Annotated in this window: 28 protein-coding genes; 17 read left to right on the top strand and 11 right to left on the bottom strand. The window is 57.4% G+C overall.

Annotated features, from left to right (window positions below; genetic code table 11):
• Positions 1-133: 133 nt before the first annotated feature.
• From FEZ62_RS01505 to FEZ62_RS01495, 3 genes are all read left to right on the top strand, one after another.
• Positions 134-1,075, top strand: coding sequence for a DMT family transporter (locus tag FEZ62_RS01505; RefSeq protein ID WP_172926588.1), 942 nt, complete (start codon positions 134-136; stop codon positions 1,073-1,075).
• A 144-nt stretch (positions 1,076-1,219) separates the two neighbouring features.
• Positions 1,220-1,525 carry an I78 family peptidase inhibitor gene (locus FEZ62_RS01500; protein WP_069902115.1) on the top strand — a complete coding sequence of 102 codons (306 nt, stop codon included), beginning with the start codon at positions 1,220-1,222 and terminating at the stop codon, positions 1,523-1,525.
• A 56-nt stretch (positions 1,526-1,581) separates the two neighbouring features.
• Positions 1,582-3,120 carry a sigma-54-dependent transcriptional regulator gene (locus FEZ62_RS01495; protein WP_069902104.1) on the top strand — a complete coding sequence of 513 codons (1,539 nt, stop codon included), beginning with the start codon at positions 1,582-1,584 and terminating at the stop codon, positions 3,118-3,120.
• A gap of 44 nt (positions 3,121-3,164) precedes the next feature.
• Here FEZ62_RS01495 and FEZ62_RS01490 read toward each other — a convergent pair whose 3' ends face one another.
• The 4 genes from FEZ62_RS01490 to FEZ62_RS01475 form a co-directional block, all read right to left on the bottom strand.
• Complete coding sequence (locus FEZ62_RS01490; RefSeq protein ID WP_069902103.1) at positions 3,165-4,076, bottom strand: SDR family oxidoreductase; 912 nt, start codon at positions 4,074-4,076, stop codon at positions 3,165-3,167.
• A 142-nt stretch (positions 4,077-4,218) separates the two neighbouring features.
• Positions 4,219-5,130: an alpha/beta hydrolase gene (locus FEZ62_RS01485; RefSeq protein ID WP_172926587.1), complete on the bottom strand. Its 912-nt coding sequence runs from the start codon at positions 5,128-5,130 to the stop codon at positions 4,219-4,221.
• A complete protein-coding gene (locus FEZ62_RS01480) occupies positions 5,130-5,912 on the bottom strand; it encodes a class II aldolase/adducin family protein (RefSeq protein WP_150548394.1) in 783 nt (260 codons plus the stop codon). The genes FEZ62_RS01485 and FEZ62_RS01480 overlap by 1 nt, the downstream gene beginning before the upstream one ends.
• 142 nt (positions 5,913-6,054) lie before the next feature.
• On the bottom strand, positions 6,055-6,507 hold the full coding sequence (locus FEZ62_RS01475; protein WP_172926586.1) for a flavodoxin: 453 nt from the start codon (positions 6,505-6,507) through the stop codon (positions 6,055-6,057).
• A 102-nt stretch (positions 6,508-6,609) separates the two neighbouring features.
• Here FEZ62_RS01475 and FEZ62_RS01470 point away from each other — a divergent pair, with 102 nt between their 5' ends.
• Positions 6,610-7,062: a PAS domain-containing protein gene (locus FEZ62_RS01470; protein WP_090515151.1), complete on the top strand. Its 453-nt coding sequence runs from the start codon at positions 6,610-6,612 to the stop codon at positions 7,060-7,062.
• A gap of 63 nt (positions 7,063-7,125) precedes the next feature.
• A complete protein-coding gene (locus FEZ62_RS01465; RefSeq protein ID WP_172926585.1) occupies positions 7,126-7,731 on the top strand; it encodes a hypothetical protein in 606 nt (201 codons plus the stop codon).
• A gap of 297 nt (positions 7,732-8,028) precedes the next feature.
• On the opposite strand, the gene FEZ62_RS01460 is transcribed toward FEZ62_RS01465, so the two are convergent.
• The gene (locus FEZ62_RS01460; protein ID WP_090515156.1) at positions 8,029-8,982 is read right to left on the bottom strand and encodes a MerR family transcriptional regulator; all 954 of its coding nucleotides are present in this window, start codon (positions 8,980-8,982) and stop codon (positions 8,029-8,031) included.
• Positions 8,983-9,070: 88 nt separating this feature from the next.
• Here FEZ62_RS01460 and FEZ62_RS01455 point away from each other — a divergent pair, with 88 nt between their 5' ends.
• The 7 genes from FEZ62_RS01455 to FEZ62_RS01425 all read left to right on the top strand — a co-directional run bounded on the left by FEZ62_RS01455 (position 9,071) and on the right by FEZ62_RS01425 (position 14,032).
• On the top strand, positions 9,071-9,502 hold the full coding sequence (locus tag FEZ62_RS01455; protein ID WP_242454860.1) for a DUF393 domain-containing protein: 432 nt from the start codon (positions 9,071-9,073) through the stop codon (positions 9,500-9,502).
• Positions 9,503-9,624: 122 nt separating this feature from the next.
• Positions 9,625-10,203 carry an antibiotic biosynthesis monooxygenase gene (locus FEZ62_RS01450; protein WP_172926584.1) on the top strand — a complete coding sequence of 193 codons (579 nt, stop codon included), beginning with the start codon at positions 9,625-9,627 and terminating at the stop codon, positions 10,201-10,203.
• 506 nt (positions 10,204-10,709) lie between these two features.
• Positions 10,710-11,420, top strand: a complete 711-nt coding sequence (folM, locus tag FEZ62_RS01445; protein WP_172926583.1) for a dihydromonapterin reductase — start codon at positions 10,710-10,712, stop codon at positions 11,418-11,420.
• 23 nt (positions 11,421-11,443) lie between these two features.
• Positions 11,444-12,004, top strand: a complete 561-nt coding sequence (gene folE / locus FEZ62_RS01440; protein ID WP_069902094.1) for a GTP cyclohydrolase I FolE — start codon at positions 11,444-11,446, stop codon at positions 12,002-12,004.
• A gap of 2 nt (positions 12,005-12,006) precedes the next feature.
• The gene (gene folX / locus FEZ62_RS01435; RefSeq protein WP_172926582.1) at positions 12,007-12,378 is read left to right on the top strand and encodes a dihydroneopterin triphosphate 2'-epimerase; all 372 of its coding nucleotides are present in this window, start codon (positions 12,007-12,009) and stop codon (positions 12,376-12,378) included.
• A 1,010-nt stretch (positions 12,379-13,388) separates the two neighbouring features.
• Positions 13,389-13,688 (top strand): DUF1244 domain-containing protein, encoded by a 300-nt coding sequence (locus tag FEZ62_RS01430; protein ID WP_069902092.1) that lies wholly within the window; start codon positions 13,389-13,391, stop codon positions 13,686-13,688.
• Positions 13,689-13,690: 2 nt separating this feature from the next.
• Positions 13,691-14,032 (top strand): HopJ type III effector protein, encoded by a 342-nt coding sequence (locus tag FEZ62_RS01425; protein ID WP_172926581.1) that lies wholly within the window; start codon positions 13,691-13,693, stop codon positions 14,030-14,032.
• A gap of 44 nt (positions 14,033-14,076) precedes the next feature.
• Here FEZ62_RS01425 and trxB read toward each other — a convergent pair whose 3' ends face one another.
• Complete coding sequence (trxB, locus tag FEZ62_RS01420) at positions 14,077-15,024, bottom strand: thioredoxin-disulfide reductase (RefSeq protein ID WP_172926580.1); 948 nt, start codon at positions 15,022-15,024, stop codon at positions 14,077-14,079.
• A 273-nt stretch (positions 15,025-15,297) separates the two neighbouring features.
• Between trxB and cysZ the strand changes: the two genes are divergently transcribed.
• Positions 15,298-16,053, top strand: coding sequence for a sulfate transporter CysZ (gene cysZ, locus FEZ62_RS01415; RefSeq protein WP_069902089.1), 756 nt, complete (start codon positions 15,298-15,300; stop codon positions 16,051-16,053).
• 15 nt (positions 16,054-16,068) lie between these two features.
• A complete protein-coding gene (locus tag FEZ62_RS01410; protein ID WP_172926579.1) occupies positions 16,069-17,271 on the top strand; it encodes a glycosyltransferase family 1 protein in 1,203 nt (400 codons plus the stop codon).
• 52 nt (positions 17,272-17,323) lie between these two features.
• Here the strand turns inward: FEZ62_RS01410 and FEZ62_RS01405 are convergent, their stop codons facing one another.
• The 5 genes from FEZ62_RS01405 to FEZ62_RS01385 form a co-directional block, all read right to left on the bottom strand.
• Positions 17,324-18,433 (bottom strand): NADH:flavin oxidoreductase, encoded by a 1,110-nt coding sequence (locus FEZ62_RS01405; RefSeq protein ID WP_172926578.1) that lies wholly within the window; start codon positions 18,431-18,433, stop codon positions 17,324-17,326.
• A 43-nt stretch (positions 18,434-18,476) separates the two neighbouring features.
• Positions 18,477-19,070, bottom strand: coding sequence for a TetR/AcrR family transcriptional regulator (locus tag FEZ62_RS01400; protein WP_172926577.1), 594 nt, complete (start codon positions 19,068-19,070; stop codon positions 18,477-18,479).
• Between the two features lie 115 nt (positions 19,071-19,185).
• On the bottom strand, positions 19,186-19,911 hold the full coding sequence (locus FEZ62_RS01395) for a nitroreductase family protein (RefSeq protein ID WP_172926576.1): 726 nt from the start codon (positions 19,909-19,911) through the stop codon (positions 19,186-19,188).
• A 198-nt stretch (positions 19,912-20,109) separates the two neighbouring features.
• Complete coding sequence (locus FEZ62_RS01390; protein ID WP_172926575.1) at positions 20,110-20,592, bottom strand: glutathione peroxidase; 483 nt, start codon at positions 20,590-20,592, stop codon at positions 20,110-20,112.
• Between the two features lie 210 nt (positions 20,593-20,802).
• Positions 20,803-21,288: a peptidylprolyl isomerase gene (locus tag FEZ62_RS01385; RefSeq protein WP_069902084.1), complete on the bottom strand. Its 486-nt coding sequence runs from the start codon at positions 21,286-21,288 to the stop codon at positions 20,803-20,805.
• Between FEZ62_RS01385 and FEZ62_RS01380 the strand changes: the two genes are divergently transcribed.
• From FEZ62_RS01380 to pta, 3 genes are all read left to right on the top strand, one after another.
• Positions 21,257-21,589, top strand: a complete 333-nt coding sequence (locus tag FEZ62_RS01380; RefSeq protein ID WP_075723387.1) for a DUF3565 domain-containing protein — start codon at positions 21,257-21,259, stop codon at positions 21,587-21,589. The two genes, FEZ62_RS01385 and FEZ62_RS01380, sit on opposite strands and share 32 nt — an antisense overlap.
• Positions 21,590-21,625: 36 nt before the next feature.
• Positions 21,626-22,810, top strand: coding sequence for an acetate kinase (locus tag FEZ62_RS01375; protein ID WP_172926574.1), 1,185 nt, complete (start codon positions 21,626-21,628; stop codon positions 22,808-22,810).
• A 72-nt stretch (positions 22,811-22,882) separates the two neighbouring features.
• The gene (gene pta / locus FEZ62_RS01370) at positions 22,883-24,976 is read left to right on the top strand and encodes a phosphate acetyltransferase (protein ID WP_172926573.1); all 2,094 of its coding nucleotides are present in this window, start codon (positions 22,883-22,885) and stop codon (positions 24,974-24,976) included.
• Positions 24,977-25,050: the final 74 nt, after the last annotated feature.

The following is a 25,050-nucleotide window of genomic DNA, read 5'->3' as shown; positions in this document are numbered from 1 at the left end:
TAAACCGGTGCACGCACACCACACATTTACCGCGCCGCCGTTTATTGAATAGACCAAAGTGCGACCCACGCGGCGCTCTAAATAGGCTAACCTGCCCGGCCTTCACTGCTGCAAACCATTAATGTAGTCGTTTATGACACCCTCGACCCAAAGCACACAACCCAGTCAATTTCCGCGGCACATTGCCGTCACCATGCTGGCGCTGCTGGCCTGTACATTCGGCGCCAACCATGTGGCGGCCCGGGTCGCGTTTGATCACGACACCGGCGTCATGCTCGCGGTGCTCTGCCGCAGCGGCGTAACCCTGCTGATTCTGGGCAGCCTGGTGCTGTATCAACGCCAACCCATCGCCATGCCCCAAGGTGCCTGGCGCTGGCAAGCTCTGCTCGGCCTGTGCATCGCCATCCAGAGTTTATGTTTGTACAGCGCAGTGGCGCGCATTCCGGTCGCACTGGCATTACTGGTGGGTAACACCTTTCCGATGGTGCTGGCCCTTTTGACCTGGGCATTGGGTGGCCCGGCACCTACCCGGCGCACCGCCGTGCTGATGGGCGTCATTTTGCTCGGCTTACTACTGGCCTTGGATGTGCCAGCGCGCCTTCAGGGCAGCGTCGGCGAAGCAGAACTGCCACGCACGGTCTGGCTATTGGGAATAGCCCTGGCCTTATGCGCGGCGTGTGCCTTCGCCTGCGCCCTGTGGCTAACCGAACATAAACTTTCAAGCGTGCGCGGTTCGGTACGCAGCATGCTGACCATGGCCGTCGTTTTCAGCAGCAGCCTGATTGCCGGCTTCAGCGGCTTGATCGAGAACGGCCTGGCGTTGCCCAGCGCCGCCACCGGCTGGATAGCGCTGGCAATTGTCGGCGTGCTTTACAGCAGCGGCTTCTCAATTCTATTCATCAGCATGCCGCGCCTGGACATGCCGAAGAATGTCTCGGTCATGAACGTCGAGCCTGTAGCTACGCTGATACTCGGCTGGGTGATATTGGGTCAGGTATTGAGCCCGATCCAGATGGTCGGCGCGCTGATCGTGATAAGCGCAATTGTCCTGCTGACCTACCGTCAAAATCATTGAATACGGGTTAAATGCACAAGGAACGCAGACTGCAGAGTGCAGTCCGATAGTGTCTTAAGGCAATACACAGGCCCATTACGCTTGCCTTGCCGGATAAAATTGAACAGTCTGTTCACCAAGGAATTCGATTAAGAGGAGAACATCATGCAATTCAAACATCTCGTGGGCCTCGCTTGCCTGACCGTACTTACTGCTTGCAGCTCAGTCGACAGCACGGATGAAGCCGCCCCGGCATCGAGCCTCGGCGGGCGCTGCGATGCCTCTGCGGTGCAAAATATGCTCGGCAAAAGCGTCACCCCGGAACTGGTCAAGAAAATGCGCACAGCCAGCGGCGCCAAAACCTCTCGCGTACTCGGCCCAAGCGACCCGATGACCCTCGACTACAACCCTACCCGCCTGAACATCGACACCGACGAGGCTGACGTAATCGACCGCATTACCTGCGGTTAACTAAGCGCCACGGACAAGGCATACTGACGCCCTGATTCTTACTGCCAGTTGACCGTATGCGCATCCACGTAACTTTCATTGACCGCGTTGGCATCACTCAGGAAGTGCTGGCACTGCTGGGTGGGCGCAACCTGAATCTGGATGCGGTCGAGATGGTGCCGCCCAACGTCTATATCGACGCGCCCACGCTGAGCGCCGCTGTGCTGGATGAGTTGCGTGATGCGCTGTTCAATGTACAGGGCGTTCAAGCCGTCACCATTGTCGATATTTTGCCGGGGCAACGTCGCCGTCTGCAGCTCGATGCGTTGCTTGCGGCGATGACAGACCCGGTTATGGCAGTCGATGGCGAAGGCCGGATTCTGTTGGCGAACCCGGCGCTGATTGCCTTGTGCGAACAAGAGCCCGAAGGCCAGTTACTCGCTGAGCTATTTACCGACCCCGGAATACTGGATGCGCTGCTGGAGCAGAATTTTCGCCTGCCTTTGCGCGAAGTAACACTCAATAGCCACGCACTGTTGCTCGATGCGATGCCGATCAGCGAGACCGCCGAGCCCAACCAGTTACAGGTCGCTGGCGCGCTGTTGACGCTGTACGAGCCCAGCCGGATCGGCGCGCGCTTGTCGGCGCTGCACCACGACCATGCCGAGGGCTTTGACTCGCTGCTCGGCGACTCGGTACCGATTCGCACACTTAAAACCCGTGCTCAGCGCATTGCCACACTGGATGCGCCGCTGCTGATTCATGGCGAAACCGGAACCGGTAAAGAGCTGGTCGCCCGTGCATGTCATGCCAGCAGTGCCCGTCGCGACGAGCCGTTTCTGGCGCTCAACTGCGCTGCCCTGCCGGAGAATCTTGCCGAAAGCGAGCTGTTTGGTTACGCGCCAGGCGCGTTTACCGGCGCCCAGCGCGGCGGCAAGCCGGGCCTGCTTGAGCTGGCGAATCACGGCACGGTTTTTCTCGATGAAATCGGCGAGATGTCGCCTTATTTGCAGGCCAAGTTGTTGCGCTTCCTCAGCGACGGCACCTTTCGCCGGGTTGGCGGTGAGCGTGAGGTCAAGGTTGATGTGCGCATTCTCAGCGCCACACACCGCGATCTGGAACAGATGGTCAGTGAGGGCGGCTTCCGTGAAGACCTTTACTACCGGCTTAATGTGCTCAATCTGGAAGTGCCGCCGCTGCGCGAACGCGATCAGGATATTCTGCTGCTGGCCCGCCATTTCATGCGCCAGGCTTGCGCGCAGATCCAGCGTCCGGTCTGCCGTCTGGCGACTGAAACCTATCCGGCGCTGTTGAGCAATCGTTGGCCGGGAAATGTGCGCCAACTGCAGAACGTGATTTTCCGTGCGGCGGCGATTTGCGAAAGCAATCTGGTGCAGATAGACGACTTGGATATCGCCGGAACAGCCATTGCCCAGCAGCACAGTGACAGCGAGATCGGCAGCCTCGATGCGGCGGTGGCCAGCTTCGAAAAAGCCTTGCTCGAAAAGCTCTACCCCAGCCACCCATCAAGCCGCCAGCTGGCCGCACGGCTGAGCGCATCGCACAGCGCAATCGCCATTCGCCTGCGCAAATACGGAATCGGCAAGAGCAACTAAAAACGGGCCATGCGGCCCGTTTCAGTCAAACCTTTCGCGCGCTGTCAGATGGCATACTTCTGCAAGTTGGCCATCATCTCTTTCAGTGCTTCGATATTGTCAGCCGGATGCGCGGCGCCTTCAAAGTCGCAAATCTGCTGCCAGTGATCGGCGACATCTTCAGGGCTGAACCCTTCACGCGGATCAAAGCCTGCGCCCAGGCTGCGCTCCCAACGAACTTTGCCGATCCAGCCGCCACCCACTTCGAACAAACCTGATGTATCGGTGCAGGCATTGCTGGCCAGATACACCACCAGCGGGCTGACCAGCTCCGGCTTGAGCTGTTCGAACACCTGCGGCGGAATCAAGCCTTCGGTCATGCGCGTCCCACCCGTTGGCGCGATCGCGTTGACCATGATGTTGTTCTTGCGCCCTTCAATGGCGAGCGTGCGGGTCAAGCCATAAAGACCCAGCTTGGCCATGCCGTAGTTGGACTGGCCGAAGTTGCCGTAAATACCTGAGGTGGATGCAGTGAAGATTACCCGGCCATAGCCCTGCTCACGCATATACGGCCAGGCGGCGCGGGTCACTTTATAAGCACCCTCGACATGGACCTTGTAGACCAGATCCCAGTCGGCATCTTCCATCTTGTGAAAGGTCTTGTCGCGCAGGATACCGGCATTGTTGACCACCACATCAATGCGCCCAAACTCGGCAATGGCGTGAGCGACAATCTTGTCACCGTCGGTCACCGAGTCATGGTTGGCAATCGCAGTACCGCCCGCCGCGCGGATTTCCTCGACAACCTTGTCCGCCGCCGATGCATTGGCGCCTTCGCCATGCGTGCTGCCACCCAAGTCGTTAACCACAACCTTGGCGCCGTGTTTGGCGAACAACAAAGCGTGTGCCCGACCCAGGCCGCCGCCGGCGCCTGTAACGATGACTACTTGATCCTGAAAACTAACCGCTGCGCTCATGACAATACTCCGGGGCAATTTCAACAATGCGACGAGTTTCATTCAGCCGGTGGCAACTCACAACAAAGTCGCCCGCCGCTGAATAGTGCCCGATAAGGCAGCGGGATAACCACTGCCTTATCGGGCATGCGTCTACCGTCCTTTAATTTGCGAACGCGCGACGGGAGTTTTCTTCCAGCCGGTCATGCAAGGCCAGAAAGTGCTCAAGCACCTGCTCGGGCGCCTCTGTTTGCGGGTAATGGCCAATGCCCGGCAGCAAAACCGTGTCGGCATCGGGAACCAGTTGGCGATAACGATTGAGCATATGCTCGCCCGATATCGGATCAACCGCGCCATCAATCAAACGCAATGGCACGCCCGGCGCTTGCATGGCTGCCAGCCAGCGATCCCGGTGCGCCTTGCGCTCGGGCATGTAGCGAATCAGCAGATGCATGATGCCGGGGCCATCGCTCTGGCTGATCAGCGTCCAGAAGTCGTCCAGCTCGGCGGCTGTTGGCTGGGTGTTGGCACCAAATATTCTGGCGAAACTCTTGTCCAGGGCGCTCTTCGAGAACAGCTTACCAAACAACGCGCCGAGCGGGCTGAGCAACAGTTTCTGCACCAGCACCGGATGATGGGTTTCAGGAAACAGCCCGCCATTGAGGAATACGCAACTGGCCAGCGCACAGCTACCGGCCACGTGACGCGCCAACAACTCCTGCGCCACGCTGTCGCCGTAATCATGGGCGAGAATATGCACAGGCTGGCTGACTTGCAGATGCGCCAGCAATGCCTGCTGTAAATCTGCCTGTTCGAGCAGGCTGTATGCATGGCCACGCGGCTTGGCGGTGTCGCCGAAGCCGAGCATGTCGCAGGCGATCACACGGAATCGCTGCGCCAGAGGCTGCCAGAGATAGTGCCAGTCCCAGCTTGCCGTCGGGAAACCATGGATCAGCAGCAACGGCTGAAGACTCAAGTCGTTGCTGCTCTGCCAATAGGCAATGGTGTGACCCTTAAAGCTGAAGTGCTGCGCCTGAGAGCGCCAATCACTCAGCGCAATACCTGCCAGAGCCATTAGTTGGCGTAGCCCGGCATTTGCTGATCGAGCTTACGCAGCAGGGCTGGCCAGGCCAGCGTGCCGCCCATACCTTGGGCACTTTTCATCACGCCAGCGATCATCGCCTTGGCGCCATCGAGGATTTGCTGCGGGATGTGGATAAGTTCGCCACCGCCACTTTGCGCCATAATCTGCGCTTCGCAGGCGCGCTGCAGGGTGAACATCATCAGGAAGGTGTCGGCGATAGTTGCCGAAGCCGTGAGCAGGCCGTGGTTGGGCAGGATCATGAAGTTCTTGTCGCCCAAATCCGCCTGCAAGCGTGCCTTTTCTTCATGATGCAAAGCCACGCCTTCGTAGCCGTGATACGCCAGACTCGACAGCACGAACAGCGACTGCTGAGACAACGGCAACAACCCTTGCTTCTGCGCCGAAACGGCAATCCCCGCCGGGGTGTGGATATGCACCACGCATCCTACGTCGTGACGCACTTCGTGCACGGCGCTGTGGATGGTGTAGCCCGCCGGGTTGATCTCATACGGGCTGTCCATCAGCTTTTTGCCGCTGATGTCGATTTTCACCAAGCTGGAGGCGGTTATTTCATGGAACATCAGGCCGAACGGGTTGATTAAAAACTCATCAACACCGGGAATCTTCGCCGAAATGTGGGTGAAAATCAGGTCGTCCCAACCGTACAGCGCAATCAGCCGGTAACACGCGGCGAGGTCTACTCGGGTTTGCCATTCAGCGGCAGACACCTGATCTTTGATATTCACGTCGGGAATAGCTTGGGCAGCAGTCATCGCGGTCACCTCGGTACTGTGAGTAATTGTTATCAGTACTCTGGAGTCTAGCGACTGCTGCGCCGATGCCTAGTTGCCCAAGCAGCCAGCTTAATGACCTTGCGGGTCACATCACGCAGGCTTTGCTTGGACAATACAATTATCAGGCCTTGAGCAAGGCGATGAACTCGGCCAACCACGGCTCGGCATCAGTCTCGGGCGTTACGCTTTCGCTGGAGTCCAGCCGCAACATTGGCAGCGCCTCATTAATGCCCAACTCGGCATAGAGTTCGCGAACCAGCTCGCCACCGCCACAGAAGGTGTCGCCATAACTCGAATCGCCGAGTGCGATCACCCCGCCCGGCAAACCAGACCACGCTGGCAGGTGGTCGCGAATAGCGTAATAAAGTGGCTGCAGGTTATCCGGCAGTTCACCCATGCCGGTGGTCGAGGTCACACACAGAAACGCCTGCGGATTAAATGCCTGAACCTCGTTTAAAGTGGCACGCGGGTTGTGCCATGCTCCCAGACCTGCGGCCTGCAGCAACTTGGCCGCATGGCGAGCAACTTCCTCTGCGGTGCCATAGACTGAACCGGAGAAGATCGCGACTTTCATAGAAACAGCTCCAAACATTAGGTAATTGATGATTATTATGCCGTAACTGGACTCTTCAGCCGGATATTTTAGAATTAGGCAATAAGCCTTGAGAGCAGACACATGATCAGCGCCAAACTGTTACAACTGGTAATAAATGCATCGAACGACGGAATTGTCGTCGCCGAACAAGAAGGCGAAGACAATATTCTGATTTACGCTAACGCTGCGTTCGAAAAGCTCACCGGTTACAGCGCTGATGAAATCCTCTACCAGGATTGCCGCTTCCTGCAGGCAGGTGACCGTGACCAGGCGGGCTTGGACATGATCCGTGAGGCTGTGAGAAAGCGCGAACCTTGCCGTCAGATCATTCGCAATTATCGAAAAGATGGCACTCCGTTCTGGAATGAGCTGTCAATCACACCCGTATTCAACGAGCATGATCAACTGACCTACTTCATCGGAATTCAGAAGAACGTCACAGAACATGTACATGCTCTGGAGCGCGTGAAGCAGCTTGAAAAACAGTTGTCTACACTTCAAGCGCAATTGGAGGAGGCTAAAACACAGTCCTAGATCGAACTAAGACTCTGTTCTGCTGTCAGAGGTTTACCCACGCGTGCAGTCACGAGTTCAATCATGCAAGAGCAAGCCATTCTTACCAAGGCCGAAATGGCGTTTATCAAGCGCCTGTACAAACCGGCCAAACCGGTAGATCAAGCCCCTAAAGAAATTTTGGTGGATGGTGACGGCCCGCTTAAGACGCTTCTTGCAGCCTACGCGAACACGGCGCAGCTTACGATTGAAGCCCACTTCGAAGGTCAGCGCCTGACCTTCACCCCGCAACTGGTTGAAGACGACCAGCATGTACAGCACCTGGAACTGGGCACACCGCAGATTTTTGATGACACCAACTCAACTCGTTCCTGGCGCTTGCCATTAACCCCAGCCGTCGAGCTGAGGCTGAGCAATGGCAAACCCAGTGGATTATTGGTGCATGAAATCTCCATGCACGGCCTGCTGGTAGAGCAGCGACACAAACGCACGGCTCCGAAAACCTTGAACAAGTTGCTGCCGTTGCCAGGCGATAAACCAATCGCTATTCACGCGACCCGAGTGCGCTCTACCAAAAAAGGCATGCACGCCTACAGCCTTGAGCAGCTCGACCATGTGAGCAAGGAGCGCTTGCAGCAATACATCTACGAGAAACACCGCGAACTCTTCCCTCAGGCCCATCAGGTCTGAGCGATCCGCAGATACAACAAACCCGCCTGCTTGGCGGGTTTGTTGTATCTGTAAGGCTTGAATCCTTACCATCGAATAAAAAACCGGCCACTCATAGTGCTGCCTCGGAGTCGCCGGGTTGCGCAGCCTGTTAGCGTACTTGCAGTGCGTTATGCGGATTGCTGCAGCGCCAAAACATGTACAAATAATAGTATTTGCATAATATCTGTACAGCTATTTCCGCCGAACGGTCGAACGAGCCCAGCGAAATCAGGTTGCTCCGATCACGCTAAGCAGATTTTTTGAGAGTAAGGCTGATCAGGTATCCAGATGCCCGGCCAAAAACTGCTGCAGACGGCGCTGCATCAAACGCCCTTCACTTCCCAGGCAAGCGATTGGGCTGCCAACCAAGCTGTCGCTGGCCAAGTCGGCGCCATCGCCGGCAAACGCCAATGGGCAATTGATACCCAACGCCAGACGCTTGAGGGTTGCTGGCAAATCATCAGCCGGCGGCTGGTTGCTGAACACCACCACGCCACGCGGCCGGGTTTTCTCGCAGATCAGCGTCAGTTCTTTCAGCGGCTGCCCCAGACCAAGCGCAGTCACGCCGAAGTCACCACCGCTGAGCAACAAGCTAGCCACCAGCAATTCAAGCTCGCGGCAGGCACCTGGCAGCGCCACCAGAAGGACTTTAGCGTTGTATTGACCTTGCGTCAGATGAGCGCGTTGCAGGGTTCTGGCACGCAGAAAACCATCGAGAAACAACCACTCACTGGTCTGCCCGAACTGGTCCTGATTGAGCAGGAGCTCTTGCCAGACCGGCATGAACACGTCCTGAAACACGACAGGCAGTGGATAAGTGGAAAATACCTGGCCATAAAGCCGGTCGAGTGCGGGCTCATCGAAATGGCTCACGGCTTGGCGCAGTTGCGCTTGCCATTGTTCCCACTCAGTCGCCGTAATCTGCTCATAGCCTTTGCTGCTGGCGGCTTTGACGGCGGTGGTTTTAGCCAGAATCTTGCCGACCTTGCTCACCGTAACACCGCGCTCGATCCACGCCAGAATACTGCGGACCGATTCGATATCCGCCAGCGAATACAGGCGGTGACCGCTGTCTGTGCGCACCGGCTGGATCAAACCATAACGTCGCTCCCAAGCCCGCAGCGTGACCGGATTGACACCGGTCAGGCGACATACTTCGCGGATTGGGAATAGCTCCTCTTCCTTGAGGGCAGTCGATGTAAGGGATGGCGCATCCACAATATCGGTCATGACTGAGGCATTCGCTTTTGATGATCTGAGCATTGTAACTCAGCTATTACCGGCATACCTTGTACAAAACATGTACAAGGAGATGATCATGGCCAATTCCCCCTCCTGGCCCCTGACGCTTTACTACGCTGGCGACTGCCCGCTGTGCGCCAGAGAGATCAACCTGCTCAAGCAAAAAGCTGATCCCGCCAAGTTGCTGTTCATTGATATCAACGACGCGCAATTCGATGCCAATGCGCTGGGTCTGAGCCAGCAAAGCATGGAAGACCTGTTGCACGCCCGCTTCGCCGACGGCCAATGGGTCAAAGGCGTCGATGCGACCTATTGGAGTTGGTGCGCCGCCGGGCTGGGCCACTGGGTGGCAATGCTGCGCTGGAAAGCCATGAGGCCGCTGATTGAGTTCGGCTACCGCCTGTTCTGTCTCATGCGCCCGCATCTGGCTTGGCTACCGCACCCGAATGGTGCAAAACGCTGCGATTTAGCCAACGCCGACAACCGCAAGCCTCGCTGCAAAGATTGATCTGGCTAATTCTGCAAAAAACGGAATAATCCTTGCCTGTCTTTTACCAGCGCTCATTACCCCGAGCGCGGTAATGCACGCCTACACCCTTGGCGCGCACTCAGGCTTAATGGAGATACACAATGTCTGCACAACCCGTCACCCTGATGGTGGCGCGCCGTGTTGCTAACGGCCGCTATCACGACCTAATCGCCTGGCTGCATGAAGGCGAACATCTGGCGACTGACTTTCCTGGCTACTTGGGCTCCGGCGTTCTCGCCCCGCCTCCAGGCGATGACGAATTCCAAATTATCTTCCGCTTCGCTGATGAGCAAACGCTCGCCTCATGGGAGCATTCGGCCTCACGCCAAGCCTGGTTGTCGCGCGGGGCTGGCTTGTTTGCCCAGCCAACCGAACAGCGCGCCACAGGAATTACCTCATGGTTTGGCCCGGCCAACAAACAGCCCCCGCGCTGGAAGCAAAGCGTGGCCATATGGCTGGCGTTCTTCCCTGTCTCGCTGGCCTTCAACCTGCTGTTTGGCGGCCTGCTGGCAGATTTCTCGCTGATTACCCGCGTGTTGCTCAGCACACTCGCGCTGACGCCGCTGATGACCTATCTGTTCATTCCGCTGTCGACGCGCCTGCTCGCGCCCTGGCTGCAGGCGCGTGAAGTAACTCGCCCGCAAGCGGGCATTGCGTCGAGCGCTGCAAAATTGCGCTGAAATAATCGCCGCCCTACTGTCGCGAGGTATTTGCCGCCCTGGCAAATACCTCGCACAGAGCTGCTGAATCCTACGTTTGCCCAAGCAGCCGCGCCGATGTCATCGCGGCGACATGCCCTCTTAAATCGCTCGCAATTACCGGAAGGTACGGTCCAGCAGGCAACTGTTGCCAGCCAAACACGGTTGAGCCGTTCGACGCTCACTGGCATGAGAACATCGAAAGGCACCAAGCCCGGCTATTCAGTGCAGCTGCAATCTTCGACAGCAAACGATGCAAAACCTATACACTAAAAAACAATGTACAAATAATTAGGGTGACGAATGTGAGCCAGAAAGGCCTGGCAGCGCTGCACACGCCTGAAATTTAGGCAAAACAGGGCATTTATTCAAAACTATCCCGCCACAAATCCTTGTACAACTATTGCAGTTGGTATAACTTTAATCACAGCTTTCCGAGCGCCATAGCATCAGCAGCGTGCCACGCCACTTTAACAATCGAGTAGATGATGACTGCTAACCGTGCCCCCATCCTGATCACCGGCGCTACTCAGCGAGTGGGCCTGTACTGCGCTGAGCGTCTGCTCGATGAAGGCCAACCTGTGATCATCACTTACCGCTCCGAGCATGAAAGCCTCGCGCGACTACGCGAGCGTGGCGCCATCGCTTTGCACGCCGACTTCAACTCAAAATCGTCGATTCTTGAGTTCATTGCGACACTCAAGCAACACACTGACTCTCTGCGGGCGATTGTCCATAACGCCTCGATGTGGCGCAAGGAAGAACCTGGCAATGAGGCCGAGGCGTTCAGCCAGATGTTCACCGTGCACATGCTCGCGCCCTACCTGATCAACCTGCACTGCGCCGACTTGCTGCGCAAATCTACGCCTGCCGACATTATTCACATCAGTGACGATGTCACGCGCAAAGGCAGCGCCAATCGCCCGGCCTACTGCGCCAGCAAGGCGGGGTCGGAGAATCTGACGCTGTCATTTGCCGCAAGCCTGGCACCGGACATCAAGGTCAACTGCATTGCCCCCGCACTCATCATGTTCAATCCCGGGGACAGTGAGGAATATCGCAAGAAAACCCTGAACAAATCCGTAATGGCAATCGAGCCCGGCCCGCAGGTGATCTACCAGAGCCTGCGCTATCTGCTCGACAGCCCTTATACAACCGGCACAACCCTCACTGTAAACGGCGGCCGCCACCTTAAATAAGGCGCTCCGCGAGGACTCTTGAAATGACTGACCTGTTAACCGGCAACTACCGCGAAATTTTGCTCGGCGTCGGCGAAAACCCTGAACGTGAGGGCTTGCTCGACACCCCAAAACGCGCCGCCAAAGCCATGCAGTATTTATGTCACGGCTACCAGCAGAGCCTGGAGGAAGTTGTGAACGGCGCACTTTTCGCGTCGGACAACGACGAGATGGTGATCGTCAAGGATGTCGAGCTGTATTCACTCTGCGAGCATCACTTGCTGCCCTTTATCGGCAAAGCCCATGTGGCTTATATTCCGACCGGCAAGGTGCTGGGCTTGTCGAAAATTGCGCGCATAGTCGATATGTACGCAAGGCGTCTGCAGATTCAGGAAAACCTCACACGCCAGATTGCCGAGGCAATTCAGCAGGTTACCAACGCGGCCGGTGTAGCGGTGGTGATTGAAGCGAAGCACATGTGCATGATGATGCGCGGCGTCGAGAAGCAGAACTCAGTGATGAATACCTCAGTGATGCTCGGCGCCTTCCGCGAATCGTGCAACACTCGTCACGAATTTCTGCAATTGATTGGACGGAGCAACTAAGCATGCCGCGACTGGAACCCGGGATGGCCCGCATCCGCGTCAAGGATCTGCGCCTGCGCACTTTCATTGGTATCAAGGAAGAGGAGATCAACAACAAGCAGGACGTGTTGATCAACCTGACCATTCTGTATCCGGCGGTCGAGGCGGTGCGTGACAACGATATTGACCACGCCCTCAACTACCGCACCATTACCAAAGCGATCATCCAGCACGTGGAAGGCAACCGCTTTACGCTGCTCGAACGCCTGACTCAGGAAGTTCTCGATCTGGTGATGGCCAATCAGGCGGTGCGTTACGCCGAGGTAGAAGTGGACAAGCCGCATGCGCTGCGCTTCGCCGAATCGGTGTCGATAACCCTGGCCGCCCATCGCTAAAAAAAATCACAGAGAAACTGCTGCGCTTGGGATTACTGCGTTGGAACCCGACTAAAAATGCTCATTTACTTGATGTAAATTGCGCTTTTGAGCCGCGTTCCGCCTTGTACTCCCTGCGCTCGCGACGTTTCTCTGCGATTTTTCCTCCGCAGGAGGAACAGGGCGCGACTGGGTTAAAAGCGTTAGATCACAAGATATCTCGCTTGCTCGATGTAAATTGCGCTCTTGAGTCGCGCTGCGTTTTGTACCCTTGGGCTCGCGACGTTTCTCTGCGATTTTTCCTCCGCAGGAGGAACAGGGCGCGGCTGGGTTAGAAGCGTTAGATCACAAGATATCTCGCTTGCTCGATGTAAATTGCGCTTTTGAGTCGCGCTGCGCCTTGTACTCCCTGCGCTCGCGACGTTTCTCTGTGATTTTTCCTCCACAGGAGGAACAGGGCGCGACTGGGTTAAAAGCACTGGAGCAGAACAAAAACACTCTTTACTCGATGTAAATTGCGCTTTTGAGTCGCGCTGCGCCTTGTACTCCCTACGCTCGCGACGTTTCTCTGCGATTTTTCCTCCGCCAGGAGGAACAGGGCGCGGCTGGGTTAGAAGCGTTAGATCAGAAGATATCTCGCTTGCTCGATGTAAAATGCGCTTATGAGTCGCGCTGCGCCTTGTACTCCCTACGCTAGCGACGTTTCACTGCGATTTTTCCTCCGCCTGGAGGAACAGGGCGCGACTGGGTTCAATGCGTTAGATCACAAGATATCTCGCTTGCTCGATTGAAATTGCGCTTTTGAGTTGCGTTCCGCCTTGTACTCCCCGCGCTCGCGACGTTTCTCTGCGATTTTTCCTCCGCAGGAGGAACAGGGCGCGACTGGATTCATTGGCTTCTCGAACCTTGGATACGGGCTGCGTAACCGTTTACTCGCTTCTCCTTGGTTAGCTGATGCAAGGCATTGCTGTCTGCCGAGGAGGCTTTTATCATCGCCTCAGCACATCCCGCTGTTTTTTGAGAGCCTGCATATGACCGAGCAAGAACGCCTCGAACTCGAAGCTGCTGCCTTCCGTAGCCTGGTACAACACCTGCGCAGCCGCCCGGATGTACAAAATATCGACCTGATGAACATGGCCGGTTTCTGTCGTAATTGCCTGTCTAAGTGGTACAAGGCGGCGGGTGATGACCTTGGGCTGGATGTGACGCCGGATCAGGCACGTGAAGAGATTTACGGCATGCCGTACGCGGTGTGGAAAGAGAAGTATCAGAAGGAAGCGTCTGCCGATCAGAAGGCCGCTTTCAAACAGCAAACCGGTAAAAGCGAGTAACAATGACCGCGTTGAATGATTTTCGTGCACGCCTGCAAAGCGATGACTTCATGTTTGCAGAAACACTGCAATTCATTGCTGGGCATTACACCTATCAACCCAGCGCCTTTACCAACGGCGTGGTAGAAAATGCTGCAGGGCAAAATGAAGGCTCGTGCAAAACCCTCGGCATGGCTGTGCTTGAAAAGTTTTCTGATGAAGAAGCGCTCAAGTGCTTTGGCGAGCATTATCGCAGCGTGGTTGCCACTCCAGATGGCAGCGACCACGGCAATATCCGTGCATTGATGGCCACAGGCTTGGCCGGCGTATCGTTCAGCCAGCAATCGATCACGCGCAACGCCTGATCGCCGAGTGCAAGCCCGGCAACGCCGGGGCTTGCGCATCTGCCTCACAAGCTATCGAGATAACGCTCTACATCCAGCGCCGCCATACAGCCGGCGCCTGCTGAGGTAATCGCCTGACGATAAACGTGATCGGCAACATCACCGGCGGCAAACACGCCCGCGACGCTGGTCGCTGTTGCATTGCCATCGCGTCCGCCATTGACCACCAGATATCCATCTTTCAGTGCCAACTGGCCCTCGAACAATGAGGTGTTGGGCGTGTGCCCGATGGCCATAAACAGACCATCCACTTTCAACTCGCTATAGCTGCCATCGTTGCTGAGCAAGCGCACGCCTGTTACGCCCATGTCATCACCCAGCACCTGATCCACCTGCGCGTTGAGGCGTAACTCGATCTTGCCTTCGGCGATTCGCGCCTGCAGTTTGTCCTGGAGGATTTTTTCGGCGCGGAAGGTTTCGCGGCGATGCACCAGCGTCACCTTGCTGGCGATATTGGCCAGGTACAATGCCTCTTCCACCGCCGTGTTGCCGCCACCAACCACAGCGACCTCGCGGTTGCGGTAGAAGAATCCATCGCAGGTGGCGCAGGCAGAAACGCCTTTACCCATGAACAACTCTTCACTCGGCAAACCCAGATAGCGGGCACTCGCGCCGGTCGCGATAATCAGCGCGTCGCAGCTGTAGGTGGCGCTGTCGCCAACTAGGGTGAATGGTGCACCAGCGAGATCGACGGCGTTGATATGGTCGAAAACGATTTCGGTCTCGAACCGTTCGGCGTGCTCTTGCATGCGCTGCATCAAGGCCGGGCCGGTCAAACCGTGCACGTCACCGGGCCAATTATCGACTTCGGTAGTGGTGGTTAGTTGGCCGCCAGCCTGCATGCCGGTAATCAGCAAGGGCTTGAGATTGGCCCGGGCGGCGTAGACAGCAGCGCTATAACCGGCAGGGCCGGAGCCGAGGATAATCACACGAGCATGACGTTGTGCGGACATTGCTAGCTCCTGCCGACGCATTGTCGGCGCGATAAAAGCGGATTTACCCAATACCCGGGACAAGGTAGCCACGGTAAATCCGAAACGGTTGGAATGCTGCGCAGACTACGCAGGCAATCACAGGCGGGGAAATACCGATTACCAATGCGTCAGATAGGCATTGGCTATCACGTAATTTGTGACGAAAATTCAGCGCCAACCCGTTACGGCGGCCCTTTCCACCCGTCACTAAAGCCGGTAAGGTCGCGCCTGTAAGTACCCTTGGAGAACGCTATGCCCGCCCCCGTGCTTTCTGGCCCGCAATACCTGAGCGAAGGTTTCAGGCTGATCATGCGCCCCGGCTTGCGCCTGTTCGTGCTGCTGCCACTGACCATCAACGTGATTCTGTTTATCGCGCTGGTCGGTTTTGCTATTCAGCAATTCAGTGGCTGGGTAGAAACATTCATCCCAAACCTGCCGAGCTGGCTGAGCTTTCTTGAGTATGTGCTCTGGCCCCTGTTTGGCGCCCTGGTTGTGCTGATGGTGTTCTTCACCTTCACCATGCTCGCCAATATGATCGCCGCGCCGTTTAACGGTTTTCTCTCGGAGAAAGTCGAAATCGTGGTGCGCGGAGAAGACAACTTCCCGCCTTTCAGCTGGACCGAGTTCATGGCGATGGTGCCGCGCACTATTGGCCGCGAGTTACGCAAGCTGGGCTATTTTCTGCCGCGCGCGATCGGCCTGTTCATCCTTTCATTCATTCCGGTAATTAACTTGGTTGCCGCTCCACTGTGGCTGCTGTTCGGTATCTGGATGATGGCCATCCAATACATCGACTACCCGGCGGATAACAACAAAATGAGCTGGCAGGACATGCTTGCCTGGCTGCGCCAGAAGCGCTGGCAGTCTCTTGGTTTTGGCGGCATCACATACGTGGCCTTGCTGGTACCTGTGGTCAATCTGGTGATGATGCCGGCAGCGGTTGCCGGAGCAACGCTGTTCTGGGTGCGCGAACGCGGCGATGCAGTTGTCACGGTAAAGCAACCATAACGTCATATCGGCTACATGGCAGCAGCCGACACTGCTGTCATGAGCACACCCTCCCTGTACATCTCACTGATCAGCGAAACCTTTGCACCGGAAACCAACGGCGTCGCCAATACGCTTGGCCATTTGGTTGAGGGGCTGCGCCTGCGCGGACACCAAGTACAACTCGTACGCCCAAGGCAGGCAACCGATGAAGGCGCCTCGCAAGACGAGCAACTGGTGCTGACCCGTGGCTGGCCGCTGCCGGGCTATCCCGGCTTGCAGTGGGGCCAGTCGGCGCTGCACAAATTGCTTAATCGCTGGCGCAAACAACGCCCCGATGTGCTTTACATCGCCACCGAGGGCTTGCTGGGTTTGTCCGCCTTGCGTGCTGCCCGGCGTTTGCAGATCCCTGTGGTCAGCGGCTTTCACACCAACTTCCACCACTACGCGGCGCACTATGGCGCAGGCTTGCTGACTCAGGCGCTGATCCACTATCTGCGCTGGTTTCATAACCGTTCGCAGCTGACGTTGGTGCCTTGCAATGGCCAAAAAACCGAGTTGCTGCGGCACAGTTTCGAGCGCATCGAGCTAATGGCGCGCGGGGTCGACGGGCAGTTGTTCAATCCCGCCAGACGCTGCGCCTTGTTACGCCAATCCTGGGGCGTGGATGAAGACTCGATTGCGGTGATGTACGTGGGCAGAATGGCCCCCGAGAAAAACCTCGGACTGCTGGCGACGGCGTTCACTCAACTCCAAACACGCTTTGCCCATTTACGTTTGAAACTGGTGATAGTCGGCGATGGCCCGCTCCGCCCTGCCCTGCAGCAACAACTGCCCGATGCAATGTTTTGCGGTATGCAACAGGGCGAAGCGTTAGCCAGTCACTACGCCAGTGCAGATCTGTTTCTGTTTCCCAGCGTGTCGGAAACCTTCGGCAATGTAGTGCTCGAAGCGCTGGCGTCAGGCTTGGGTGTGGTCGCGTTTGATCGTGCGGGCGCCGCGCAGCACATTCGCCACGGTTACAACGGCGCGCTGGCCATACCCGGCGATGAACAGAGCTTTATCGACGCAGCGTGCTGGCTGCTGGAAGCCCCGGAAAATTTGCGCAGAACCCGCCTCAACGCGCGCAAACATGCCGCGCGTCAGGGCTGGGAGAATATTACCGGGCAGTTCGAGTCGCACCTGCGCAGTGCCATGCAGGCGGCTGATCCAGTACCCGCTGGCCAAACCCAGCGCTGAAACGACAAGCCCCGAATAATCGGGGCTTGTGGATACGTGCTAACGAGCGGGCTTAAACCAGACTCATCAACGCATCGCGGCTGAAGGGCAGAATGTCCTGATTGCGGCCTTCGCGGACCTTGATCAGCCAATCCGGATCAACCAGCAGCGCGCGGCCGACGGCGACCAGATCAAACTCCTGATTATTCAGGCGGGTCAGCAGATCATCCAGGCTGGCCGGCTGGGCTACCTTGTCGGTCTTGACCATGAACTGCATAAACTCACCATCGAGCCCGACGCTGCCGACGGTGATCGTAGGCTTGCCGGTCAACTGACGGGTCCAGCCGGCGAGGTTGAGGTCTGAGCCTTCGAACTCCGGCTCCCAGAAACGGCGAGTCGAGCAATGGAAAATGTCCACACCAGCATCCGCCAGCGGCTTAAGGAATGCGCCCAACTCTTCTGGGGTCTGCACCAGACGCGCGGTGTAATCCTGCTGCTTCCACTGCGAAAAACGCAGAATGATCGGGAAGCCCGGCCTTACGGCGGCACGCATCGACTTGATCAACTCGATCGCAAAGCGCGAGCGCTGAGCCAGATCACCACCGTAACCATCGGTGCGCTGGTTGCTGGTTTCCCAGAAGAACTGGTCGATCAGATAACCGTGTGCGCCATGGATTTCCACGCCATCCATGCCGATACGCTGCGCATCGACAGCGGCCTGAGTGAAGGCTTGAATGACCTCATCAATGTCTTCCTGAGTCATGCCGTGAACCACGACATTGCCGTCTTTGACCTTCTCGCTCGGGCCGTAACCCGGAACGCTGGCGTCCGGCTCGGTACCGGCGCGACGGATGCTGCCGACATGCCAGAGTTGCGGGACAATCTTGCCGCCTTCAGCGTGCACGGCCTCAACCACTTTCTGCCATCCTGCCAGTGCATCTTCGCCAAAGAAGCGCGGCACATTGGGATAACCGTTGGCGGCTTTGTGGCCGACGGTTGTGCCTTCGGTGATGATCAGGCCAACACCCGAAGCAGCGCGGCGACGGTAGTATTCGATGACTTTGCTGTTGGGCACGCCGCCCGGAGAAAACGAGCGTGTCATTGGCGCCATGACCACGCGGCTCGGCAGCTCAAGAGCGCCGAGCGAGAAAGGTTGAAACAGTGCATTTACCGGGGCGTTCATAATTACTCCTGCAGCCATTGTGGCTCGTTCAAGGTCTATAAATTCAGGGTTGCAGCAACAGCCGCAAGCGATGAGTGAAGGCGGCTAGCGCCTCTGTACTGGCAGAAACTTTGAGCCGGGTTAACGCCCCTTGCCAGGCGTTGGTGATAAACATGGCCAGGTTGGCGCAGTCTTCATCCGCGCCGATTTCGCCCATCTGCTGCGCCTCTTCAAGGCAGGCTTGGAGAATCTCGGCGGAGCGTTGAAAAATCTGTTCAACCTGCTGGCCGATCGAGGGCGCAAGCTCGGCCATCTCAAAGCCGAGACTGGCGATGAAGCAGTGATACTCAAGCTTCTCCTGCGCAGCGAAATGCTCAACCAGGTCCTGGTAATAATCGAGAATTCTGGCGCGCGGGGTCTGTTCGGCATTGGCCAGCGCCAATGCATAGCGCTGCAAGCGCGGCGCGTACAGGTACTCCAACGCCTGCTGGGCGAAGTCTTCCTTGCTGGCGAAATAGTGATAGAAGGAGCCTTTGGGCACCCCCGCAGCCTGGACGATTTCCTGCACGCCGGCGCCGTGATAACCCCGGAGGGTCATCACCTCAGTACCTTTGGCGAGAATAAGGTCGCGCTTGTCGAGACGTATTGAACGATTCATGTCGCGCACAATATGACCGGTCGTCTCGGTTTCCCAGCACTATTGATTTTAGTGATTAACTATCCAACAGCAGACGCCCAGTGCAGCCACGCGGCAGCAGTACTGGGCGTCGTTGCTACAGCCAGGTCACGTGCTGCTCAAGCGGGAAACGCAGGCGCGGGTTGTACACGCCCTTCTCGCCTTGCTTACCGACTGCCAGCAGCATTATCGGCAGCGCTGCACGCGGGATATCCAGCGTTTTGCGCAAGCGCACCTCGTCAAAGCCTTCCATGGGGCACGTTGCATAGCCATGACTTTGAAAGGCCAGCATCAGGTTCTGCGCCGCGAGCGCCGTCGACTTGACCGCCCAGATGCGCATCTGTGCCTTGCTGTTCGGGGTTCTCATCAACGGTTTGCGCAAGGCGGCAATGCGCAGCATCTGCCGCTTGCAGAAACCGAGTATCCCCAACGGCCCCTGGTTGTATTGAAACGGCGCGGTCTTGCGATAGAAGTGACGAATTCGCCCCGGCACTTCTGGCTCTGGCCAGTACTCAATAATATTTTCACACGCTCGGCGCCATGTATCCGGTCGCGCCAACACGGCAATGATCAATGGCGCCTTGGCAGCGTTCTGGCTCATGCAAACCGGATGCAGACGCGCGAGCAATTGCGGGTCGCGGATAACCTGAAAGCTCCACGGTTGCAGATTGCAGGAATTGGGCGCCAGCACGGCCATTTGCAGACAGTCCCGGATCAACTCATCGGGAACCGGCTCGGAGTTGAAACGACGGACCGAGCGGCGACTTTCAATCAGCGCACGCAGTGCCTCGGGCGATGCTGATGTTACGGGTTCTTCACTCATCACAAGCTCCTCGGCGATTGCACCGATTAAGCAGTGATCATGGCGTTCGGACAAGCCATGTCGCCGTTGTGCCCGCTGAGTTGGCATAACTGGCGCATTGATACAGGTGAGTTAGGCGAGGTGGATTGACTGCCGGCCCGCTAACGAGCCGGCAATCGTTTATCCGCTGAGCGAATTAGCCTGTGGCCAGCTTGCAAGCTAGCCGAGAGACTTCTCGATGGCGGCAATCAGTGCCGGATCATCAGGTGTTGTGCGCGGCGAGAAACGCGCCAGAACGCGGCCATCCTGACCGACCAGAAACTTCTCGAAATTCCAGGTGATATCGCCAGGAAACTCAGCGCCCTCGCCCGCCAGCAGGCGGTATAACGGATGGCGACCCGCCCCGTTAACATCCATCTTGCTGCCCAATGGAAACGTCACGCCGTATTGCGTGGTGCAGAACTCGCGAATATGTTCTTCGCTGTCCGGCTCCTGCCCGGCAAATTGATTGCACGGCAAACCCAACACCGTAAAGCCTTGCTCGCGGTAGGTTTGATACAGCTGCTCGAGTCCGCTGTATTGCGGGGTAAGCCCGCATTGCGAGGCGACGTTAACAACCAGCACGACTTGGCCTTTAAAAGGGGCCAGCGGTAAATCCTGACCGTCCAGTGCTCGCAAATTAATGTCGTGGAAGGCACTCATTCATCAACTCCTGGAGAGCGTTTGCGGGGTACGGCAGAGGGCAAAAAGGCGCCAGAAGGCGCCTTTGGTTTACTCATATTAGCAGTGCTGAGCGCAGATGACAGAACCATAAGTCGCCTTGAGAACGTCGGTCATTATCACGTCCTGTTGAGCCACGCATTCAAGCGTCGCGCAACTGCGATAAACACACGCCCAGCCTGCTTTGAGTAATTAGTGCTGGTGACCACCTTCGCCGTGGATGTGGCCGTGAGCCACTTCTTCTTCGCTGGCGTCACGCACGTTAACAACTTTAACTTTGAAGTTCAGACGCTGGCCAGCCAATGGGTGGTTGCCGTCGACGATAACGTCGTCGCCATCCAGCTCACGGATAGTCACGATCTGCATGCCGCCATCAGGACCCGAGGCGTGAAACTGCATGCCGACTTCCAGCTCGTCGACGCCTTCGAACATCGAACGGTTCAGAGTAGCGACCAATTCAGCGCTATATTCACCGTAAGCATCTTCTGGCTCAACGGAGACGTCCAGCTCGTCGCCAGCTTGTTTGCCCAGCAGGGCTTTTTCCAGACCAGCGATGATGTTACCGGCACCGTGCAGGTAGGCAAGCGGAGCACCGCCAGCCGAGCTGTCGATAACCTCACCGGCATCATTGGTCAGGGTATAGTCGATAGAGACAGCTTTATTGGCAGCGATCAGCATGGGGCGAGACCTTTTGCAGAAGTTTAAAGAACGGACAAGTTTAACCAAGCCAACGCCCGAAAGCGAACCCACCGCTGACAGACGGAAAGATAGTACAAGCTCTCACGTGCTTGACTTTCGTCAGGACGAGCACGGTGATTGGGTGGCAGTCTTGTCATGTGGCCACACCCAGCACTTGCGTCATCAACCGCCATGGCAGAACCGTGCATGGGTACTGGATGCGCAATTGCGGCAACGCCATATTGGCCAGCCATTTGCCTGTGGCTGGTGTGCAAGCGAGACTGCTGCTGAAAAGCGATAGTCATTTACCCGGTGGCTCTAAGCCAAGGACTATTCAATGTCGGCACGTAACATTCTGGTAATCAATTGCGGCAGCTCATCGATCAAGTTTGCTCTAGTCAATGAGGCACAGCAGTCCTTTGCCATCAGTGGCATCGCCGAGCGACTCGGCAGCCCGGATGCCGTGTTGCATTGGCAGCTCGGCGACAAAAAGCACAGCGCGATGATGGCTTTCGGCGATCATCAGGCTGCACTCGCCGAGCTGATGCCAAAAGTGCAGGCCGCCGCCAATGGCAAGCTCCACGGCATTGGCCACCGCGTGGTACACGGCGGAGAAAAATTCACCACGGCGAGCCGGCTTAATCAGGCAACCCTCAACGCCATTAAAGCCACCTCCCCGCTCGCGCCGCTGCACAACCCGGCGAACTTGCTGGGCATTGACGTGGCAATGAAGCTCTTCCCCAAATTGCCGCAAGTGGCCGTGTTCGATACGGCGTTCCATCAAACGCTGCCCCAGCATGCTTATCGCTATGCACTGCCCGAGTCGCTGTATCGTGAGCACGGCGTGCGCCGTTACGGTTTTCATGGCACCAGCCACCGTTTTGTCAGCCGCCACGCCGCCGAGCTTTGCGAGCTTTCAGTGGGTGACAGCAGTTGGTTGGTCGCACACCTTGGAAACGGTTGCTCTACCTGCGCCATCGTCAATGGCCAGAGCCGCGACACCAGCATGGGTTTGACGCCCTTGGAAGGCTTGGTGATGGGTACACGCAGCGGCGATGTCGACCCCAATCTGCACAGCCACTTGGCGCGCACACTGGGCTGGGATCTGGAACAAGTCGATCATATGCTCAACCGCGAAAGTGGCTTGCTTGGGTTGTCTGGGTTGTCGAACGATATGCGCACGCTTGAGCAGGCTCGTGAGCAAGGCCATGCCGGAGCCACGCTGGCTATAGAAGTGTTTTGCTACCGGCTGGCCAAATCTCTGGCTGCTTTGAGTTGCGCACTGCCGCAATTCGACGGGCTGATTTTCACCGGCGGCATTGGTGAAAACTCACCGCTGATTCGCACGATGACAGTCGCCCACCTGAAACTATTTGGCCTGGTCCTGGATAAGGAAGCCAACGCCCGAATGATCCGAGGTGTCAGCGGGCCGATTAACGCTAAAGATCATCCACGCGTGCTGGTTGTGGCGACCAACGAAGAACGCCAGATCGCCCTCGACACGCTGGCTCTGCTTAACTGACGTAAGCAGTCTTGCACACTGGCAACCAGTAATTACTGACCACGCGCTACCGCGCACTCGACAGGAAACCGCATGCACACCTTTTTTGTAGCCCCAACCGGATTTGGTGTCGGCCTGACCTCGATCAGCCTCGGACTGGTCGGTGCGCTGGAGCGCGCTGGCCTCAAGGTCGGCTTCTTCAAGCCAATCGCGCAACCGCATCAGGGCGACGCCGGCCCCGAACGCTCGAGTGAGTTGATTGCCCGCACCCACGGCCTCAACTCGCCAAAACCGCTGGGCCTTGCTCATGTCGAAAGAATTCTCGGTGACGGTCAACTGGATGAGCTGCTGGAAGAGATCATCAGCCTCTATCAGCAAGCGGCCGAAGGCAAGGATGTGGTCATTGTCGAAGGCATGGTCCCCACTCGTCAGGCCAGTTACGCCGCACGTATCAATTTTCATCTGGCCAAAAGCCTTGATGCCGATGTGATTCTGGTCTCTGCACCGGATCAGGAAAGCCTGCATGAACTGTGCGACCGGGTGGAGATTCAGGCGCAGTTATTTGGTGGCCCGAAAGACCCGAAAGTGCTCGGGGTAATCCTCAACAAGGTGCGCCACGATGCGGGTATGGATGCCTTTGTCGAACGTTTGCAGGAAATCTCGCCGCTGTTTCGCAGCGATGATTTTCGCCTGCTCGGCTGCATCCCTTGGGAACCGGAATTGAACGCTCCGCGCACGCGCGACATTGCCGACCTGCTCGGCGCCAGAGTTCTCAATGCCGGTGATTACGAGCAGCGGCGCATGCTCAAGATAGTTCTGTGCGCACGCGCGGTGGCCAACACCGTGCAGCTGCTTACGCCCGGCACTTTGGTAGTAACGCCAGGCGACCGCGACGACATCATTCTCGCCGCCAGCCTGGCCGCCATGAATGGTGTACCGCTGGCAGGTTTGCTGCTGTGCAGCGACTTCAGCCCGGACCCGCGAATCATCGAGTTGTGCCACACCGCGCTGCAAAGCGGCCTGCCGGTAATGGCCGTGAGCACCGGCTCATACGATACCGCGACCAACCTCAATCGACTCAACCGCGAGATTCCGGTAGACGATAAAGAACGCGCCGAGAAAGTCGCCGACTTTGTGGCCAACCATATTAATCACGACTGGTTGAGCACCCGCTGCGGCACGCCCCGTGAGTTGCGTTTGTCGCCGCCGGCCTTTCGCTATCAGTTGGTACAGCGCGCCAAAGCTGCGAATAAACGCATTGTGCTGCCGGAAGGTAACGAGCCACGCACGATTCAGGCAGCGGCTATTTGTCAGGCACGCGGCATTGCCCGCTGCGTGTTGCTGGCCAAGCCCGAAGAGGTCTACAGCGTTGCCAAGGCGCAAGGTATCGAGCTGCCGGACGATCTGGAAATTCTCGACCCGGACCTGATTCGCGAGCGTTATGTCGAGCCCATGGTTGAACTGCGCAAAGGCAAGGGGCTGAACGCGCCCATGGCCAGCGCTCAACTGGAAGACACGGTCGTGCTGGGCACCATGATGCTGGCTCTGGATGAGGTGGACGGCTTGGTATCTGGCGCCGTGCACACCACTGCAAACACCATTCGCCCGGCGCTGCAATTGATCAAGACGGCGCCTGGCTACAAGCTGGTTTCCTCGGTGTTTTTCATGCTGCTGCCCGATCAGGTCGTGGTCTACGGCGACTGCGCAGTCAACCCGGACCCGAGCGCGCCGGATCTGGCCGAGATCGCCCTGCAGAGCGCGAACTCGGCTCTGGCCTTCGGGATTCCGCCACGGGTGGCAATGCTTAGTTACTCAACCGGCGACTCGGGTACGGGTGAGGAAGTCGAAAAGGTGCGCGAAGCCACTCGGCTGGCCAAACTGGCGGACCCTGCATTACTTGTCGATGGCCCGCTGCAATACGACGCGGCGGCTATCGAGAGCGTTGGCCGGCAGAAAGCGCCGAACAGCCCTGTCGCAGGGCGGGCCACGGTGTTTATCTTCCCCGACTTGAACACCGGCAATACCACCTACAAAGCTGTGCAACGCAGCGCGGACTGCATCAGTGTCGGGCCGATGCTGCAGGGTTTGCGCAAGCCTGTGAATGACTTGTCGCGCGGGGCATTGGTCGATGACATCGTCTACACCATCGCCCTCACCGCCATCCAGGCCGCCAACCTGCCCCAGTAGCCGTCTGGCCTGAGCCTTCCAGGCCAAACAGCGGCAAACATGGCGGTATTGTCAGCCAATTAAGCAAAAATTCA

This window comes from Pseudomonas sp. MS19 (assembly GCF_013277615.1).
Taxonomy (GTDB): domain Bacteria; phylum Pseudomonadota; class Gammaproteobacteria; order Pseudomonadales; family Pseudomonadaceae; genus Aquipseudomonas; species Aquipseudomonas marincola.
The sequence above is the reverse complement of the archived record's forward strand: the minus strand, read 5'-3'. Positions and strand labels throughout refer to the sequence as shown.